General features: G+C 66.6%; 11 protein-coding genes. 7 read left to right on the top strand and 4 right to left on the bottom strand.

Going from position 1 to position 15,068, the window contains the following annotated elements; genetic code table 11:
* Window positions 1-26: 26 nt before the first annotated feature.
* From AC1DIO_RS30455 to AC1DIO_RS30445, 3 genes are all read right to left on the bottom strand, one after another.
* Window positions 27-1,670, bottom strand: a complete 1,644-nt coding sequence (locus AC1DIO_RS30455) for an MFS transporter (RefSeq protein WP_441507148.1) — start codon at window positions 1,668-1,670, stop codon at window positions 27-29.
* Between the two features lie 217 nt (window positions 1,671-1,887).
* A complete protein-coding gene (locus tag AC1DIO_RS30450; RefSeq protein WP_441507147.1) occupies window positions 1,888-2,136 on the bottom strand; it encodes a hypothetical protein in 249 nt (82 codons plus the stop codon).
* Window positions 2,137-2,299: 163 nt separating this feature from the next.
* A complete protein-coding gene (locus AC1DIO_RS30445; protein WP_441493602.1) occupies window positions 2,300-2,989 on the bottom strand; it encodes a hypothetical protein in 690 nt (229 codons plus the stop codon).
* 195 nt (window positions 2,990-3,184) lie between these two features.
* Here AC1DIO_RS30445 and AC1DIO_RS30440 point away from each other — a divergent pair, with 195 nt between their 5' ends.
* On the top strand, window positions 3,185-3,922 hold the full coding sequence (locus AC1DIO_RS30440; RefSeq protein WP_476824439.1) for a hypothetical protein: 738 nt from the start codon (window positions 3,185-3,187) through the stop codon (window positions 3,920-3,922).
* Between the two features lie 101 nt (window positions 3,923-4,023).
* On the opposite strand, the gene AC1DIO_RS30435 is transcribed toward AC1DIO_RS30440, so the two are convergent.
* The gene (locus AC1DIO_RS30435; RefSeq protein WP_476854554.1) at window positions 4,024-4,794 is read right to left on the bottom strand and encodes a response regulator transcription factor; all 771 of its coding nucleotides are present in this window, start codon (window positions 4,792-4,794) and stop codon (window positions 4,024-4,026) included.
* A gap of 36 nt (window positions 4,795-4,830) precedes the next feature.
* Here AC1DIO_RS30435 and AC1DIO_RS30430 point away from each other — a divergent pair, with 36 nt between their 5' ends.
* From AC1DIO_RS30430 to AC1DIO_RS30405, 6 genes are all read left to right on the top strand, one after another.
* Complete coding sequence (locus tag AC1DIO_RS30430; RefSeq protein WP_476854541.1) at window positions 4,831-7,035, top strand: sensor histidine kinase; 2,205 nt, start codon at window positions 4,831-4,833, stop codon at window positions 7,033-7,035.
* 476 nt (window positions 7,036-7,511) lie between these two features.
* Window positions 7,512-8,030: a hypothetical protein gene (locus tag AC1DIO_RS30425; RefSeq protein ID WP_476854540.1), complete on the top strand. Its 519-nt coding sequence runs from the start codon at window positions 7,512-7,514 to the stop codon at window positions 8,028-8,030.
* A 47-nt stretch (window positions 8,031-8,077) separates the two neighbouring features.
* On the top strand, window positions 8,078-8,572 hold the full coding sequence (locus AC1DIO_RS30420; RefSeq protein ID WP_441507141.1) for a hypothetical protein: 495 nt from the start codon (window positions 8,078-8,080) through the stop codon (window positions 8,570-8,572).
* A 139-nt stretch (window positions 8,573-8,711) separates the two neighbouring features.
* Entirely contained in the window at window positions 8,712-9,962 is a 1,251-nt protein-coding gene (locus tag AC1DIO_RS30415) for an NHLP bacteriocin system secretion protein (protein WP_476854539.1), read from the top strand.
* On the top strand, window positions 9,959-12,139 hold the full coding sequence (locus tag AC1DIO_RS30410; RefSeq protein ID WP_476854538.1) for an NHLP family bacteriocin export ABC transporter peptidase/permease/ATPase subunit: 2,181 nt from the start codon (window positions 9,959-9,961) through the stop codon (window positions 12,137-12,139). The genes AC1DIO_RS30415 and AC1DIO_RS30410 overlap by 4 nt, the downstream gene beginning before the upstream one ends.
* Complete coding sequence (locus tag AC1DIO_RS30405) at window positions 12,129-15,002, top strand: NHLP bacteriocin export ABC transporter permease/ATPase subunit (RefSeq protein ID WP_476854537.1); 2,874 nt, start codon at window positions 12,129-12,131, stop codon at window positions 15,000-15,002. The genes AC1DIO_RS30410 and AC1DIO_RS30405 overlap by 11 nt, the downstream gene beginning before the upstream one ends.
* The last annotated feature ends 66 nt before the right edge of the window (window positions 15,003-15,068 follow it).

Genomic DNA, 15,068 nt, shown 5'->3' with positions numbered 1-15,068 from the left:
CGGCGGGTTGCAAGGAAGGGCGACGTTCAGGTGTGGGGGGTGTCGGACCGGAAGACATCAGCCTTGCGCGGCGTGGCGGTGGGCCGTTCGATCGATAGGGTCACGTCCGGCGCCTCATGGCCCATATGCAGATCAACGAGGCTGGCATTCAGGGCTCTGTCGGCTGCGGTCTGGCGGTAATTGAAACGCAGATAATCGTGCCAGGTGGGCGTGTGGAACGACTCGGTCCACACGGCGGTATCGCGCAGATTGCGCGTCAAAATCCATCTCCGGGCGCCGTTGCGCCCTTGGGCGCGCCGGCGCTGCAGCATCAGGGCGAGAAAGTTCTCAATCTGACCGGCGGCGATCCGATACTCGATCCTGACGGCAATCGGACCGCTTCGCGGCTTCAGATCGAGGTTGATGGCGGGCGCCTCGAAGGTCTCGTGCGTCGAAACATCAGAATCCTTGCGCTGATGGATGGGCAGGAGCAGCCCGAGAACGGCGACGCCAAGAGAGGCTGCGCTCGATGCCTGCAAGGCAAAACTCAAGGAATAGCTCTCGGTGACCATCCCCCAAAGCCAGCTCCCGGCGGCGAGCCCGAGTGAGGTGAGCGCGTAATAGAGCGAAATCGTCCGGCCGACGACCCAACGGGGGCTCGCCCATTGCACGCTGATGCTCAGGCCCGACCAGCCCAGGACCCATCCGGCGCCGCCGAGCATGAGAGCAACCGCCGCGACAGCCGGGGTTTTCGTCAGCGAAAGACTGATCGTGCATGTCGCGCACGCGATGCAAGCCAGCTTCAGGAGCTGTTCGTCCGACAGCTTTCGCCTGAGCGCTGTCGAGGTCAGGCCCGCCAGCAGCGCTCCTGCGCCGAAGCCGGCCATCAGGGTGCCATAGGCGACGGCTCCCTGTTTGAGCTGATCACGGACCACCAACGGGAGCAGTGCGAGAATGGCGATGCCGGCGAGCCCGAACAGAAAGCCGCGGGCGAGCGCCGTCTTGATCTCCGAAGACAGCGACGTGAAGCGAATGCCGTCGGAGATCGCCGTCAGCATCGCTTCGGGTGGCAGTCTCGAGGTTGGGACTTTCCACCGGGAGCGCCAGACCACGATCAGCGGCGCGAGATGGCCAAGGGTGTACAGGCAAAACGCCGTCAAGGGGCCGAAGGACGCGAGAATGATGCCCCCGAGAGCCGGCCCCACGCTGCGCACCGTGTTGAACCCGACGGAGGTCAGCGTAACGGCCGCTGCGAGATCCTTTCGATCGACGATATCGCCCACGGACGCTTGCCAGGCCGGGTCGTTGAAGGCGATGCCGCAGCCCGCGAGGAAGCTGAAGAACAGGATGATCCAGGGGTTGATCATGCCAAAAGCGACGAGGATCGTCAGCGCAGCGGCGGTCACGGCCATCAAGGACCGCGCCGCCAGCATCACCTTGCGCCGATTGAAATTGTCGACGATGGCCCCGGCGAAAATCGACAGAATGAAAGCGGGCAGGTTCGTCGCGGCCTGAACCAAGGCAACCATGACGCTGGACGGCGTGATGGTTGCCATCAGCCAGCTCATCGCGATGGTCTGGATGAGCCATCCCATCCCCGAGATCAGCCCGGCGAGCCAGATCGCCCGGAATGTCAGGTTGTTGAGAGGCGCAAACGGCCCAGTGCCTGCCGCAGGCTTCTGCACATCCATGACCCGGCTCTTTTCCGACGTCTGCTTCTGGGCGCCGGCGTTGATTCCGAGCGTAATTCCTGACTCTTACGTCACGATGCCTGTTTGCAAAGCGCCAAGAACGCAGGTTGCACCATCGTCCAGCGACGGATGCCGGCCGTGCGGCGTCACGATCCCGGCCGTCGCAACACGCCGGAAGCCGACGCTGGCCCATCGTTGCACCCGTCGCGTCGGTGCGTCATCCGCCGGCGGCGCTGTCCCGGAAGGTCTGAACCGCCTCGGCGGCAAGGGTGTTGATGGATTTGGAGCCATCGCTCATCAGGCGAACGATGATGCCACCAAGTTTCGCTTTCGCAGCATCGGCCTCGTCGCCGATGAGGCGGTTGTCGCGGCTGACGGCATCCCAGGCACGCGCCTGGATCGACTCGGCAACCAGCATCTCCTTCGAATTAAGGACACCGGGGAAGCGGACATTAACAGTCGACATCGGCAGGTCTCGATCGCTCCAAGAAGACGCCCGTACGGTCGGGCGCGCACGAGCAGATCGATTCCGACGCGGACGAACTGCACGGGCGTACCAGCCTGGGCGGCAACCAAACGCTCCATCGGGCAAAGAGTTCCGGCGGCGCGATGGAAAAGCGTTCGCCTCTTCACCGCGTCATGCGAAGCGAGCCACCACCCGCTTCAACCGAGCCTGAAAGGCTCGCCTCCTGACCAGAAAGGCGGGCAACGACCCGCTCGCGCGAGTACAGCGTGACATTGCCTCCTGAGAAACTCCAGAGGTTGACGGTCTCAAGCGGAGATCCCGCACAACCACTCACGGAGGCCTTGTAGAGGTCGATCGAGGACGTGGTGGAGAGTTGAATTCTGCAGGCCTTTCCGCTGGCATCCACAACTCGCCAGGCCCCGGCGTAGGCTGATGGGCTGGATGCAGGTGGAATCGCCTGCGAGGCAGAGGGCTGGTTTGTCGGAAGTCTTCGCGCAGGCTGCGGTCGCTCTTCGATCACCTCTCCCTCCCGGGGAAGCTCGCCGTCCTCATAAGGGTCCGGCGCATAATCAGGCCCCGAGGCAACAGGGTCTGGTGGTGGTCCAACCACGACGCGTCCGGCGGGAGGTGCGACATCGGTCTGGAAGGAATCCATGCCGCCGTTATCGAAATAGGGTTCCGTGTCGACACCGTCATAGGGCGGCGCATCCCAAGGCGCGGGGTAAACAGGTGCCGGGCCATAGACGCTGCGTGGCCCCCAGGGGCCGGTCGAGTAGCTGGTCGGGTAGCCAACCGAATTGCAGGCTGTCAGGAGGACTGAGGATGCGGCAATCATGATGCGTCGCAGCGTCATCGAATACCTCGCTGGAAATCCGGTCCCTGACGGCAGGGCAGCGCTTGTTGGGGCTTTGACTTGATTTGCGACGATGCTGAGCGGCGCACCGCCGCGTGAGGCGACGAAACAGGAGGGCGACCAAAGACTACCGCGCTTATGGCGATCACGCATCCCGGGTCGCAAGCGAGTGCCCTTGTCGCTACAGTTCGATCCATGACGAAGCAGGCCGCGAGGGCAACAATGTCGCGCAGTGTCTCAAGGTCCTTGATCGGCCTTGCCGTCGCTGTCGTGGCCGCCATCTCATGTCCGGCCGCATCCCGGGGGCAGGAACCGTCTCTGGCCGGCCAGATGAAGAGCCTGATTGCCATCCTGCGGGCCACCGCGTTCCGGCCCGAATGGAAGCTCCATCCTGATGAGTACGCGGCGAACGGCATCTCGCAGTTCTTCCCGACCGATCCGACGGCCGAATATTCGTGCCTGGAAAGTGGATGCTACGCGTTCGGCTCGATCGAAGCCCCTTTCAATCTCGCGATCATCCATGGGCCCGATGGGTCGCTCTCGGCGAATTTTATCCTGAAGGAAACCGATCCCGCCAAAATGAACAGGGCCGACCGCTATCAGATCACACCGCTTTCCTACCTTGGCACAGCGTGTTTCTCGGTGGCCGCTGCCAATTATCTTCATAAATCAAAGCTGTATTTGGATCCCGACACGCTCTCGAAAGAGGTGGACTCTATTTTTATTGAAATGGAAACCAAGAATAATACTCAGGATTTCCAGCGCGGGATCATCGGCGGGTTAAAATTATCGTTCCCCAAATATCGCGTTACGCTTGATCTTGCCAGCGAGATGCCAAATGTAAGCTGCGCGATCCTCTATGATGCCGAGGGTGGCATCAGCGAACTCGATTCAGTGGCAAACGAACTCGCGGGCCCCAACGCTGCACGGTAGTGCCAGTGCGGAAACGCGGCCCCTTCGAACCGTCGCCCCCCCCGCGCGAGCTTGGCGATCGCGATGCCATCGCGTGGATGACGAAGGGTGATCGAACGACGTCAGACAACGTCGATCTGCTTGACCAGCCTTACGCCGGCGCTGTGAACCACTTGCAGGGGAGATTCCATTCCTGCCGCTTTCAGCTTGGAACGCAGGCGCGCCAGGAACGCGTCGAAACGCCGGCTTTCGGGATCGATCCGGGCGTGGCCGAACAGGCCCATGATCAGATCCCGCGAAACCGTTTCGTCCGGTCGCGCCGCCAGGTGCTCGAGCAGGATCACCTCCCGAACCGAAAGCTTCACCGATCTGGTGTCCGGCGAGCGCAGCGTTTGAGTGTGCCGATTGAGCCGCCAGGCTGCGCCTTCGGGCGCCTCGATGGCACCCGCCCATCGACCGCTTTCGGCTTCGACCGGCCCGCGGCGCATGCGTCGACCGAGATTGAGAATGGCCAAGGCCAGTTCCTCGGTGTCGACCGGCTTGGTGAGATAGAGATCGGCTCCTTCGGCATAGCCGCGCACGCGATCGTCGCGACCGGTGCGCGCCGTCAACAGAATGATCCCCATCTCCCGCCGTGCGGCCATGTCCCTGGCCAACTCGAATCCGCTGACGTCCGGCAGGTTGACGTCCAGGACCGCGATGTCATAGCGCTCCTGCAGCAACGCCTTGTAGAATGCGATGCCGGACGGCGCCTCCGTGACATGCATGTTTCGCAGCCGTAGATAGTCGGCGAGGCTCTGACGGAGATCGTGGTCGTCCTCCACGAGAATGATTTTGAAATMGCGCGAGATCTCCTGTGTAGCGCCTTTCGGGCCGGCCAACGCGTCCACCATCATCCTGTGCATCCACCCCATCGCGACGAGATTCCGTTGACGCCGGCCCCGACAATCCTGCCCGCGACTGATGATGGAGCGGCGACGCGTTCCGGCATGGCCTCGGTCGCAGCCCTGCCGCCGCGGGACAGCCGTCCCCGCCTGTGGCTCGCCGTGCTGGCGGCGATGCTCGTACTCGGCATCGCATATCTAACCCAGGCGGAACCTCCGCCCCGACCTGCGCCCTTGCCCTCGCTGAACGGCACGATTTCCGTCCTGTCCGATCCCGCTTCGTCACTGTCGCTGGCAGAGATCCTCGATTCGGCCAAGCAGGCTGAGTTTCGGCCTATCCAGGGGGCGCATGTCAACTTCGGCTTCACCCGGACCCCCGTCTGGATTCGGATGGAACTGCCCGGCCGGGTGACCAAACAGGCCATCCTTTCCCTGGCGCCGAACTTCCTCGATTACGTCGATGTCTACACCGCCGCGCCGGATGCCCCCCTTTCGGTCGAGCGGTTTACCCGGCACGAGATGGGGGATCGCCGTCCCCTGCCGCGGGACGGCCTTTCGGCGCTCGACTATGCCATTCGGCTCGATCTGGCCGAAGGTGCGACGACGCGGGTGTTCATCCGCGTCCGGAACGGCAATTCGGCGACCTATCTGCATCTGCGCCTGGCATCAGCCGAAGGCTACGCCGCCGGGGCCGCCCTGGATGCGAGTCTTTACGGTGCCTGGCTGGGTGGGATGGGCGTGCTGTTGGTGACCCAGCTCGTCTTCTTCTATTTCGACAGGAAGGCGCAATACCCGCTTCTGGCGGCCAGCACGCTTGGCATCATGCTGATTTACATGGGCAATCTCGGCTATAGCAGGGTCTATCTCTTTCCCGAGAATGGTGCCGCCAACGATGCCTTTCTCGGCTTCAATGCCTGGGCGGGCCTGACCGCCAGCGCAATCGCCTATATGCGCATTCTTGACCTGCGCAACCGGGCTCCGCTGTTGCACCGCCTCTATCAGGGAAGCGCAGCCGCCGGGCTCGTGGGCGTAGGCTTCGCCTTCGCCGGCCTGAACATGATCTTCGGCCCGATCGGAACGGTGCTGGGGATCGTCATGGCCTGCGTKAACATGGTGCAGGGCCTGAGGCAGTGGAGCGACGAAGGGGCCGCGAGCCGTCTCAGGGGCGCGGCGTTCTCGGCGTTGTGCGTCGGCGCCTTCCTGACGATGGCGCAGCGTCTTGGGGTCGCCTGGCTGCCGCATTGGGCCATCCACAGTTATGGCATTGCCGGCCTGTTTCTCACGGTCCTGCTGACGGGCGCCCTCGCGGTTCGGCTGCGGGACGCCGAAGCGCTGACCCTCCGGATGAAGGACGAGGCGCTGCGGCATGCGCAGCTTGCCGAGAACATTGCGGCGGGGTTGGTCGAGGAGAGAACGCGTGAGCTCGTCGATGCCAGGCGCATCGCCGAAGACGCTCTGCGTCTCGAAAAGCAGTCCCAGCTCCAGCAGGTCCGCTTTCTCGAAGTCGTGTCACATCAGTACCGGACGCCGCTCGCCGCCATTCGCTCGAGCATCGACAGCATCGGGCTCGCCTTGCAGCCCGACGACGGCGCCAACCAGGGCCGGATCGAGCGCATCCGCAGAGCGATCGCGCGGCTCGTCGAAATGCTGGAGATCAATCTCGCCCGCAGCCGGGTGCAGGGACCGTCCTTCCGCCCCCGGATCGCCCACGTCAATGCCGGCGCCCTCGTCGTCGCCGCCCACCAGCGCGCCTGCGATCTTCTCAGCGGCCCGACGATCAAACTGCTGATCGAGCCTCGGGCTGCGCAGGCGACGATCGTGGCCGATGAGGGCATGATGGAGCTCGTCATCATCAATCTGCTGGAAAATGCCGTCAAATTCACCGCGCTGAAAGGCAGCGAGCCGATCGCGCTCGCCTTGGGCCTGGCGGGAGAAGAGATCACCATCACCGTTACGGATCGCGGCTGCGGCATCCCGGCCTCCGAGCTTCCCGGGGCCTTCGTCCTCGGGGTGCGCGGGCGGTATTCGCAGGCCGTCGAGGGATCCGGCCTCGGCCTCTTTCTCGTGAAGAAGATCGTCACCGCCCATKACGGCCGGGTTTCGATCGAGAGCAGCGAAGGCGAAGGCACGACGGTGCGGGTCGCGCTGCCGACAGCGCCCTKACCGGGGCCTTTCCCGGAGAAGCCCGTGGCTGTGGCGTCGAAAGCCGATCCGCCGCGCGAGATCCGCTCCATGGGCGTGCCAAAATAGACACATCCTTTGCTCGTCTTCGAAAAACAACGCCCGGGCAAAGCAAGTTGTTACATCGCGTTACATCCCGGAAAAAGCGTTACAATTTCAGGTATTGCTTGCGCTCGACGTCCGTACCAACGTCAGCTGTACATGGAACCGCCCGGAGCTGGTGCGGCAGCGCCGTCCGACCGCGCCAGTTCGAAAGTGGGACGGAGCCTCGCGCAACGGCATGCGCGTTGCGCTTACTTTTGCCCTGCTTCTTTCGGGCTGTTCGGCACCCTGCCCTGCCACCCATGCGGTGCAAGGCGTCGCTTTCGGCAAGTAGCCGGAGTCTATTTCTAGGTTCAATTAAATATATAAATATCGATACTTCGTATATCGGCGTATCGGCTCATCGCGATGCGAGATGAATTAACATTTGTTAAAGTAATTTACTCCACAAACTCGCTCCGACAACCGAATATCATTCCATCAGAATGGCACGGGAGATTCGCATGCACAGCCAGAATTACGGATTCACCGACGAGGCGCGGCTGAAATCCTTCCAGGACATGATCGTCAGCGTCCACGCCGACGCGGCTGAATCCGCCCGCTTCAACAGCGAGGTCGACACCCCGCAAGCGCTGGTCGTCTATGCCGCGGCGCGGGGCGTGGATGTCAGCGAGGGCGAAGCGCGGACGGTGTTCCAAGCCGCGCAGGATTTCGTCGTGGCCCAGACCGCGGCAGCCGKCGGCGAGGCTCGCCTGGATGACGCCGTGCTGGACGCCGTGAATGGCGGCGTGAGCTGGGCGGCGGTCGGCGGCACGATCTGCGGGATTGCCGGCGCCGTCGCCGGTGTCGCCATCGCCGTCGCCACCGCGCCCGTCAGCATCGCGCTGGGAACGGTCGCCGGCACCGTGGCGCTCGTCGGCACGGCCGTCGTGGGCGGAGCTGGAACGGCCTTTTCCGGAGCTGTCACCGGCGCGCTGGCAGGCGGTGCCTCGCAACTGATCCACGACAAGATCACGGGCTGAGGCGAAGCCCGCCCTCTCCCCCGATCGAGCCGATACAGGAAACCAAGATGAGCATCTCCCAGGAACATCCGTCCTTTGGACGCTACATGGCCGCCGTGCTGCAGGACGAGGCCAAGCTGAAGCAGTTCGCCGAGACCGTGACCGGCCCCGAGAGCCTGCGCTCCTTCGCCGCCGAGCGCGGCCATGCGCTGTCCGCCGAGGAGGCCGAGCAGGTCTACGCCAAGGCCGGCGCGCTGGTGGAGGCCTCGTCCGGCCGCGGCCCGATGAGCGACGAATTGCTCGAGGACATCAATGGCGGCATCAGCCTGGCAGCCATCGGCGCCACGATCGGTGGCATCGGCGCCGCCGCCTCGCTGACGCTCGCAGTCGGCTGCGTCATGGCCGCCCCGTTCACCGGGGGCGCGAGCCTGGCMGGCGCGGCCGCGGCGATCGCCGGCCTGAGCGGCACCGCCGCGGCCACGGTCGGCGTCGGCGCGCTCGCCGCCGGCGCGGTCGGCGCGGGCATCGGCGCCGCCGGMGGCCACATCATCGAAAACAGCTGAGCCGCAAGGCTGATCGAAGGGGTTGCGTTCCGACGGCGTGCGGAACGCTGCCTCTTCCTCTTGCCCTTCCCCATCCCCATCCGGCCGCGCCGTCGTCGCGACGGCGGCCGCACGATCCCTCGTTCCGAGACGATGCGACATGACGGCGGCTCTCTACCGCAAGGAAGCACTCGACAATCTCGCGGGCCCCGACCGGCTCGACGAGATGGTGCGCGTCACCTCTCTGCATGGCTGGGTGGCGCTGGGCACGGCGCTGGTGATCGTGACCGGCTGCCTCGGCTGGTCAATCCTCGGCAGCTATCGCACCACCGTCAGCGGCAAGGGCCTGCTCGTCCCGGCGGGAGGCGCTTTCGTCAGCGTCTATGCTCCCAAGGCAGGCTGGCTCGACAGCTATCGTCAGCGCGGCGACAAGGTGAAGAAGGGCGATCTGATCGCCCGGCTCAGCGCGCCCGAGGACGCCGCTCGCCTCGTCGATGTCGATAGCCGCGTCACCCAGCTCACTGCGCAGCGCGCAGCGCTCGCTGCGCAGATCGAGGACCGCATCCTCAAGGAGACGATCGCGGCCCAGCGCAAGCGCGAGGCCCTGCAGGAGACGATCGATCTTGGAGCATCCCGGGTGGACGCGCTCAACACCTTGCTCGGTCAGCGCGAATCCCTCTTGTCCAAGGGGTTGATGCCCTCCGACCGGATCATCGAAACCCGCGAGAGGCTGTTCGCCGCGCGCGAATCGATCTCCCGGGCGCGAACGGAGCTGTTATCGCTCGACGCCTCGCTMCAGACCCTGCGCCACCAGACCGACCAGGAGCGCGCGGCGCTCGATCGCCAGTTGCGCGACGCCGAGGGGCAGCGCGCCCAGACCCATCTCAGCGAGAACCTGGCGACCACCATCGTGGCCCGTGCCGACGGCACCATCACGACCAACGAGGCCGGCGACCATGCGCTGGTCAGCGCCGGCCAGAAGCTGATGGTGATCGAACAGGGCGGCCCCCGGCTCGACGCGCTGCTCTACGTGCCGGCCGACAGCGGCAAGGAGGTCAAGCTCGGCATGGAGGTGCGCCTGTCGCCCTCCACCGCCAAGAAGGAGGAATACGGCTCGCTGATCGGCACGGTCATCCAGGTCGACGACAGCCCGGAGAACGAGGCGGCGCTGACCCATCGCCTCGGCAACCCCGATCTCGCCCGCCTCTTCACCAAGGCTGGGCCGCCGCTCCAGCTCGTCGTGCGGATCAATCCCGGCTCCGGCGGCCCTGACAGCTACGCCTGGACCTCCAAGCGCAGCGAGCAGATCGAACTCGCCTCGACCACGCTTGTGGACGGCCAGGTGACCGTGAAGTCGGGCCGGCCGATCAGCCTGTTCATTCCGGCGCTGCGCCGGTTCGTCGGCCTATGAGCAAGGTGCCTCCCGTGCGCTTCCCGCAGACCGGCCGCAAGCGGGTCCCGACCATCTTGCAGATGGAGGCCGTCGAATGCGGCGCCGCCTGTCTCGCCATGGTCCTGGCCCATCACGGCAAATGGGTGCCGCTCGAGGAGCTGCGCGTCGCCTGCGGCGTCTCGCGCGACGGCAGCAAGGCGAAGAACCTGGTGCAGGCGGCGCGCCGCTACGACCTGGTGGCCGAGGGCTGGCGCACCGAGCCGGACAAGCTCGCCGGCAAACCGCTGCCGGCGATCCTGTTCTGGGAATTCAACCATTTCGTCGTGCTGGAGGGGGTCGGCCGCAAGGTCGTCTATCTCAACGATCCCGCCAGTGGCCCGCGCACGGTCACGCATGAGGAATTCGACAGCGCCTTCACCGGCGTGATGCTGACGATGGCGCCGGGGCCCGATTTCCAGCCCTCAGGCGAGCGGACGAATGTCTGGGGCGCGGTGCGCGAGCAGCTCGCGCCCTCGCGCGGCGCCGTCGTTTTCCTGGTTTTGGCCGGCATCGCCGCCCTCGTGCCCGGCATCTTCGTTCCGGCGGCGACGAAGGTCTTCGTCGACGACATCCTCGTCCGCCATCTGACGGACTGGATGCGGCCGCTGCTGCTCGGCCTCGCCTGCGCGGCCCTTCTCGGCGGGCTGCTGAGCTGGCTGCAAGGCTATTTCCTCGCGCGCCTGCAATGGAAGCTCGGCGTGTCGCTGGGCCTGAAGCTGACATGGCACCTGCTGCGGCTCTCGCCGAGCTTCTTCGCCCAGCGCTATGCGGGCGACATCGCGAGCCGGCTCGCGACGACGGAGCGGGCCTGCGACCTGATCGGCAGCCAGGTTTCGGCCATGCTGGTGACCGGGCTCGCGGCCCTGTTCTACGGCGCCCTCATGGCGGTCTATGATCCGGTGCTGGCCGGCATCGGGTTGGCGCTCGCTCTCTTCAACGCGGTGTTTGCCCGTCTCGTCGCGCGGCGACAGGAGGATGCCGCCCGCACCGTCATGCGCGAGCACGCGGCGCTCGGCAGCCTTTCCATCAGCGGCATCCAGTCGATCGAGACTTTGAAGGCGACGGCCTCCGAGGACGATTTCCTGAATCGCTGGGCCAATGCGCAGGCGCGCACCATGAATGCGGTGCACCGCTCGCAATTGCCGCTCCAGCTCCTCGATCTGATCCCGCGCGCGCTCGGCGCGCTGACGATGGCCGCGATCCTCGGCGTCGGCGGCTGGCGCGTCATGGAGGGGCTGATCACGATCGGGACGCTCGCAGCCTTCCAGACCGTGCTGTCGAGCTTCCTGTCGCAGGTGAGCGGGCTCGTCGGCGTCGCCTCGGGCATGCGCGAATTGCGGGTGGCGATGGAGCGCGTCGACGACGTGCTGCGCTATCCGCTCGACCGCCGCCTGGATCCGAAATTTGCGGAAGTGGCCGAGACTGCGCCGCGCCGCCTCTCCGGAGCGGTCGAGATCACCGATCTCGCCTATGGCTACAACCCGCTCGATCCGCCGCTGGTTGAAGGCTTTTCGCTGACCGTCGCGCCGGGCGCGCGCATCGCCCTGGTCGGCCCCTCCGGCAGCGGCAAATCCACGATCGCGCGGCTGATAGTCGGGTTGGCCGATCACTGGGCGGGCGAGATCGCCTTCGACGGGCAGCCGGCCGACCGGATTTTGCCGGGCGTCCGCGCCGCCTCGATCGCCTATGTCGAGCAGTCCGTCGTCCTGATGGAGGGCACCGTTCGCGAGAACCTGACACTCTGGGACCCGCGGGTGAGCGAGCGGACGATCGTCGAGGCCGCGCGCGATGCCGGGCTGCACGACACCATCGCGGCGCGCCCCGGCGGCTACGATGCCCCGGTCAGCGAGGGCGGCAGCAACTGGTCGGGCGGCCAGGCCCAGCGTCTGGAGATCGCCCGGGCGCTGGTGGGGGAACCGAGCATCCTCGTGCTCGACGAGGCGACCTCCGCCCTCGATGCAGCGACCGAAGCGGCGATCCTCGACAATCTGCGACGCCGCGGCTGCACCATCATCCTGGTCACCCACCGCCTCAGCGCCATCCGCGATTGCGACGAGATTCTCGTGCTCGACCGCGGCCGGATCGTCCAGCGCGGATCGCATGAGGCGCTCTACCACCAGCCGGGCACCTATGGGGAACTGATCCGTGCTGCATGAAGCTCCTCACCTGATCGCCGCCTCCGGCGCGATGCCCGTCGATTCCAGCGGAGCCGTGCCCGTCTCGGCCGCCGGCCTGCGGGTCGATGCCGGCTCGGCCGATCTCTATCTCGACTGGCCCGGCCGGGCGGGACGGCGCCGGCGCCTGGCGACTCTCGGTCCCCACGACATCGCCCTGCCGCTGTCCCTGACAGCGGCCGTATCGCCGATTCCGGCGGAAGCGCGGCTCCTTGCCTTCCCCGCGCCGGGATCGCGGCTGTCGGCCTTCCCGATCGAGCCCTTCCTGGCCAGCCTCGATGCCGGCGAGGCCGCCGCGATCGAAGCGGCAGAGAGCTGGGTCGAGCGCACGGCCCGCGCGGCAAGCGAGCCCTTGGCGGGGACCCCCGTCCTCCTCGTCGATGGCGAGGGCAGGCTCGAACCGGGTTGCGTCGCGCTTCCGGCGCAAGGGCTGCTCTGGGCCACGGCCAGCGACGCAGCCCTTCTGACCGATCTGCGGGGCGCCGGCCCGGTTCTCCCCGGAATGCCCGCGGTCCCGGTGACATCGGGTGGAATCGTCGCTGAACGCAGCACCGCGATCGGCTGCCGCACGAGCGCGGCCTTGGCCGCGGAAGGCGGCCTCGCGCGCGCCCTGCTCGGACATCACGAGCGGATAACCCGCGCGCTCGCCTTCGCGGAAGCGAACCGGGACGACGACGAGGTCGCCCGCATCGGCGGCAAGGTTGTCCGCGACCGCGCCGTCCTGGCCGCGAGCGTCGCGCCGCTTCTGGCTCCTGCCGCCGGCGGCGTGCTGCACGACGCTTCGCTCGCGTCGGCTTTCCGCACCGTCGCCGAGGCCACGGCGGTCAGCATGCCCTCCACGCCGTCGCCCGAGGCGGGCGAGGATGACGGCCTGCCGATCGAGCGACAGATCGCCGACCTCGCCGCCTGGGCCGGCGTGCGGACACGCCGCATCCGACTGGAGCCGGGCTGGTGGCGCCGGGGCGGGCAATCGATCCTCGGCTTCCGGCGCGGGGACGGCAGCCCGGTCGCGCTGATCGCCGGAACGGGTTGGCGCGGCGGCTACCGCATCCGCGAGGCGGGCCGGGACCGGCCCGTCGATGCGGGGACGGCGGCTGCCGTCGCCGACTACGGCTACGTGCTCCAGCGCCGCCTCCCCGACACGGCGATCGACGGAAGCGGGCTGCTGCGCTTCGCCGCGCCGCTCGCCTGGCCCGCCCTGATGGCCATCCTGATCATCGGGCTGGCCGGGAGTCTGCTCGGCCTCGTGACGCCGATGGCGACCGAGATCCTGTTCGAGACGGTGATTCCGGCGGCCTCGTATCCCGAACTGCTCCAACTCACGGCCGGCATCGCGGCGCTCGGGCTCGGCGGCATCGCCTTTGAGCTCGTGCGCGGCTTTCTGGTGCTGCGGCTCGCCACGCTCCTCAACACCGATCTCGAAGGAGCGGTGTGGGACCGGCTCCTGCGCTTGCCGGCCGGTTTCTTCCGGCACCACGCCGCGGGCGATCTCGCCTTGCGGGCCGCGGCGATCAACCAGATGCGCGACGCGGTGAGCGGGACGGCGGTCAGCTCCCTGCTCTCGGCGGTCTTCTCGGTCTCCAGCCTCGCCCTGATTCTCTATTACGAATGGCGCCTCGCCCTCGTCGCGATCGGCCTCGTCATCGTCCAGCTCGTCGTGATGGTGGGGGTCAATCTGCGGATGCTCGCCTGGAAGCAGCGAGCTCTTGAAACCGAAGGCCGGCTGCAGGCCCTGGCGCTGCAACTGATCCAGGGCATCGCGAAGCTGAAGGTCGCGGGCGCCGAGGCGCGGGCCTTCGCCCGCTGGTCGCCGCTCTTCATCGCGCGGCGGGCCCTCGGCTTCCGCCAGGGCGCGCTTTCATCCGGCTTCTCCGCTTTCGGAACGGCTTTCGGCATCGCCTCGGCTGCCCTGCTGATCGGGATCGTCGGCCTCGGCGGGATCGAGATCGGCATCGGCCGCTTCGTCGCCTTCAACGCCGCCTATGGCCAGTTCATGGCGGCGACCCTGTCGCTGGGAAGCGCGCTGCCCGCCCTGTTGTCCCTGAAGCCGCTCTATGGCCGTGCCGCGCCGCTGCTCGCGGCCTCGCCCGAAAACATGGGCCGGCGCGGCGCCMTGCACGATCTGCGCGGCGGGATCGAGGTCAACGATGTGGTGTTTCGCTACCGCGCCGACGGCCCCGCCGTTCTCGACGGCGTGTCGATCAGGGTCAGGCCCGGCGAATTCGTCGGCATCGTCGGCGCCTCCGGTTCCGGCAAGTCGACGCTGCTACGCATCCTGCTCGGTTTCGAGACGCCGGAGAGCGGCTCGGTGTTCTTCGACGACCAGGAGTTGAGCAGCCTCGATCTGCGTGCGCTGCGCCGGCAGATGGGCGTCGTGCTCCAGTCCAGCCGCGCCACGAGCGGCACCATCCTGGACAACATCCTCAACGGCGCCGCGCTGAAAGAKGCGGATGCCTGGGAGGCGGCGCGCCTCGCAGGGCTGGACGCCGACATCCGGGCCATGCCGATGCGCATGCACACCTTCGTTGGCGAAGACGCCACGCTGCTCTCGGGCGGCCAGCGGCAGCGCCTGCTGATCGCCCGCGCGGTGGTGCGCCGGCCGCGGATCCTGCTCTTCGACGAAGCGACCAGCGCGCTGGACAACCGGACCCAGCAGATTGTCTCCCAAGGGCTGGAATGGCTCGACGCCACCCGCGTCGTCATCGCGCACCGCCTGTCGACCATCCAGCACGCCGACCGCATCTATGTGCTGCAGGGAGGGCGGGTCGCCGAGGAAGGAAGCTATCGCGAGCTTCTGGAGCGGGGCGGACTGTTCGCCCAACTGGCGCTCAGGCAGGTCGCGTGAACCAGACATCCGCCGAACATGACTATGGAATGTTCAGAACCATCGCCAACGATCCGAGCGCAGAGG

Source organism: Allobosea sp. 05T439, from assembly GCF_056396005.1.
Note: the sequence above shows the minus strand (reverse complement) of the source record. Positions and strands in the feature narration are given on the sequence as shown.

Bases quoted from the DNA above. Each gene is read 5' to 3' on its own strand.
- AC1DIO_RS30445 (WP_441493602.1), bottom strand. From the start codon at position 2,989: ATGACGCTGCGACGCATCATGATTGCCGCATCCTCAGTCCTCCTGACA.
- AC1DIO_RS30440 (WP_476824439.1), top strand. From the start codon at position 3,185: ATGACGAAGCAGGCCGCGAGGGCAACAATGTCGCGCAGTGTCTCAAGG.
- AC1DIO_RS30455 (WP_441507148.1), bottom strand. From the start codon at position 1,670: ATGGATGTGCAGAAGCCTGCGGCAGGCACTGGGCCGTTTGCGCCTCTC.
- AC1DIO_RS30450 (WP_441507147.1), bottom strand. From the start codon at position 2,136: ATGTCGACTGTTAATGTCCGCTTCCCCGGTGTCCTTAATTCGAAGGAG.
- AC1DIO_RS30410 (WP_476854538.1), top strand. From the start codon at position 9,959: ATGAGCAAGGTGCCTCCCGTGCGCTTCCCGCAGACCGGCCGCAAGCGG.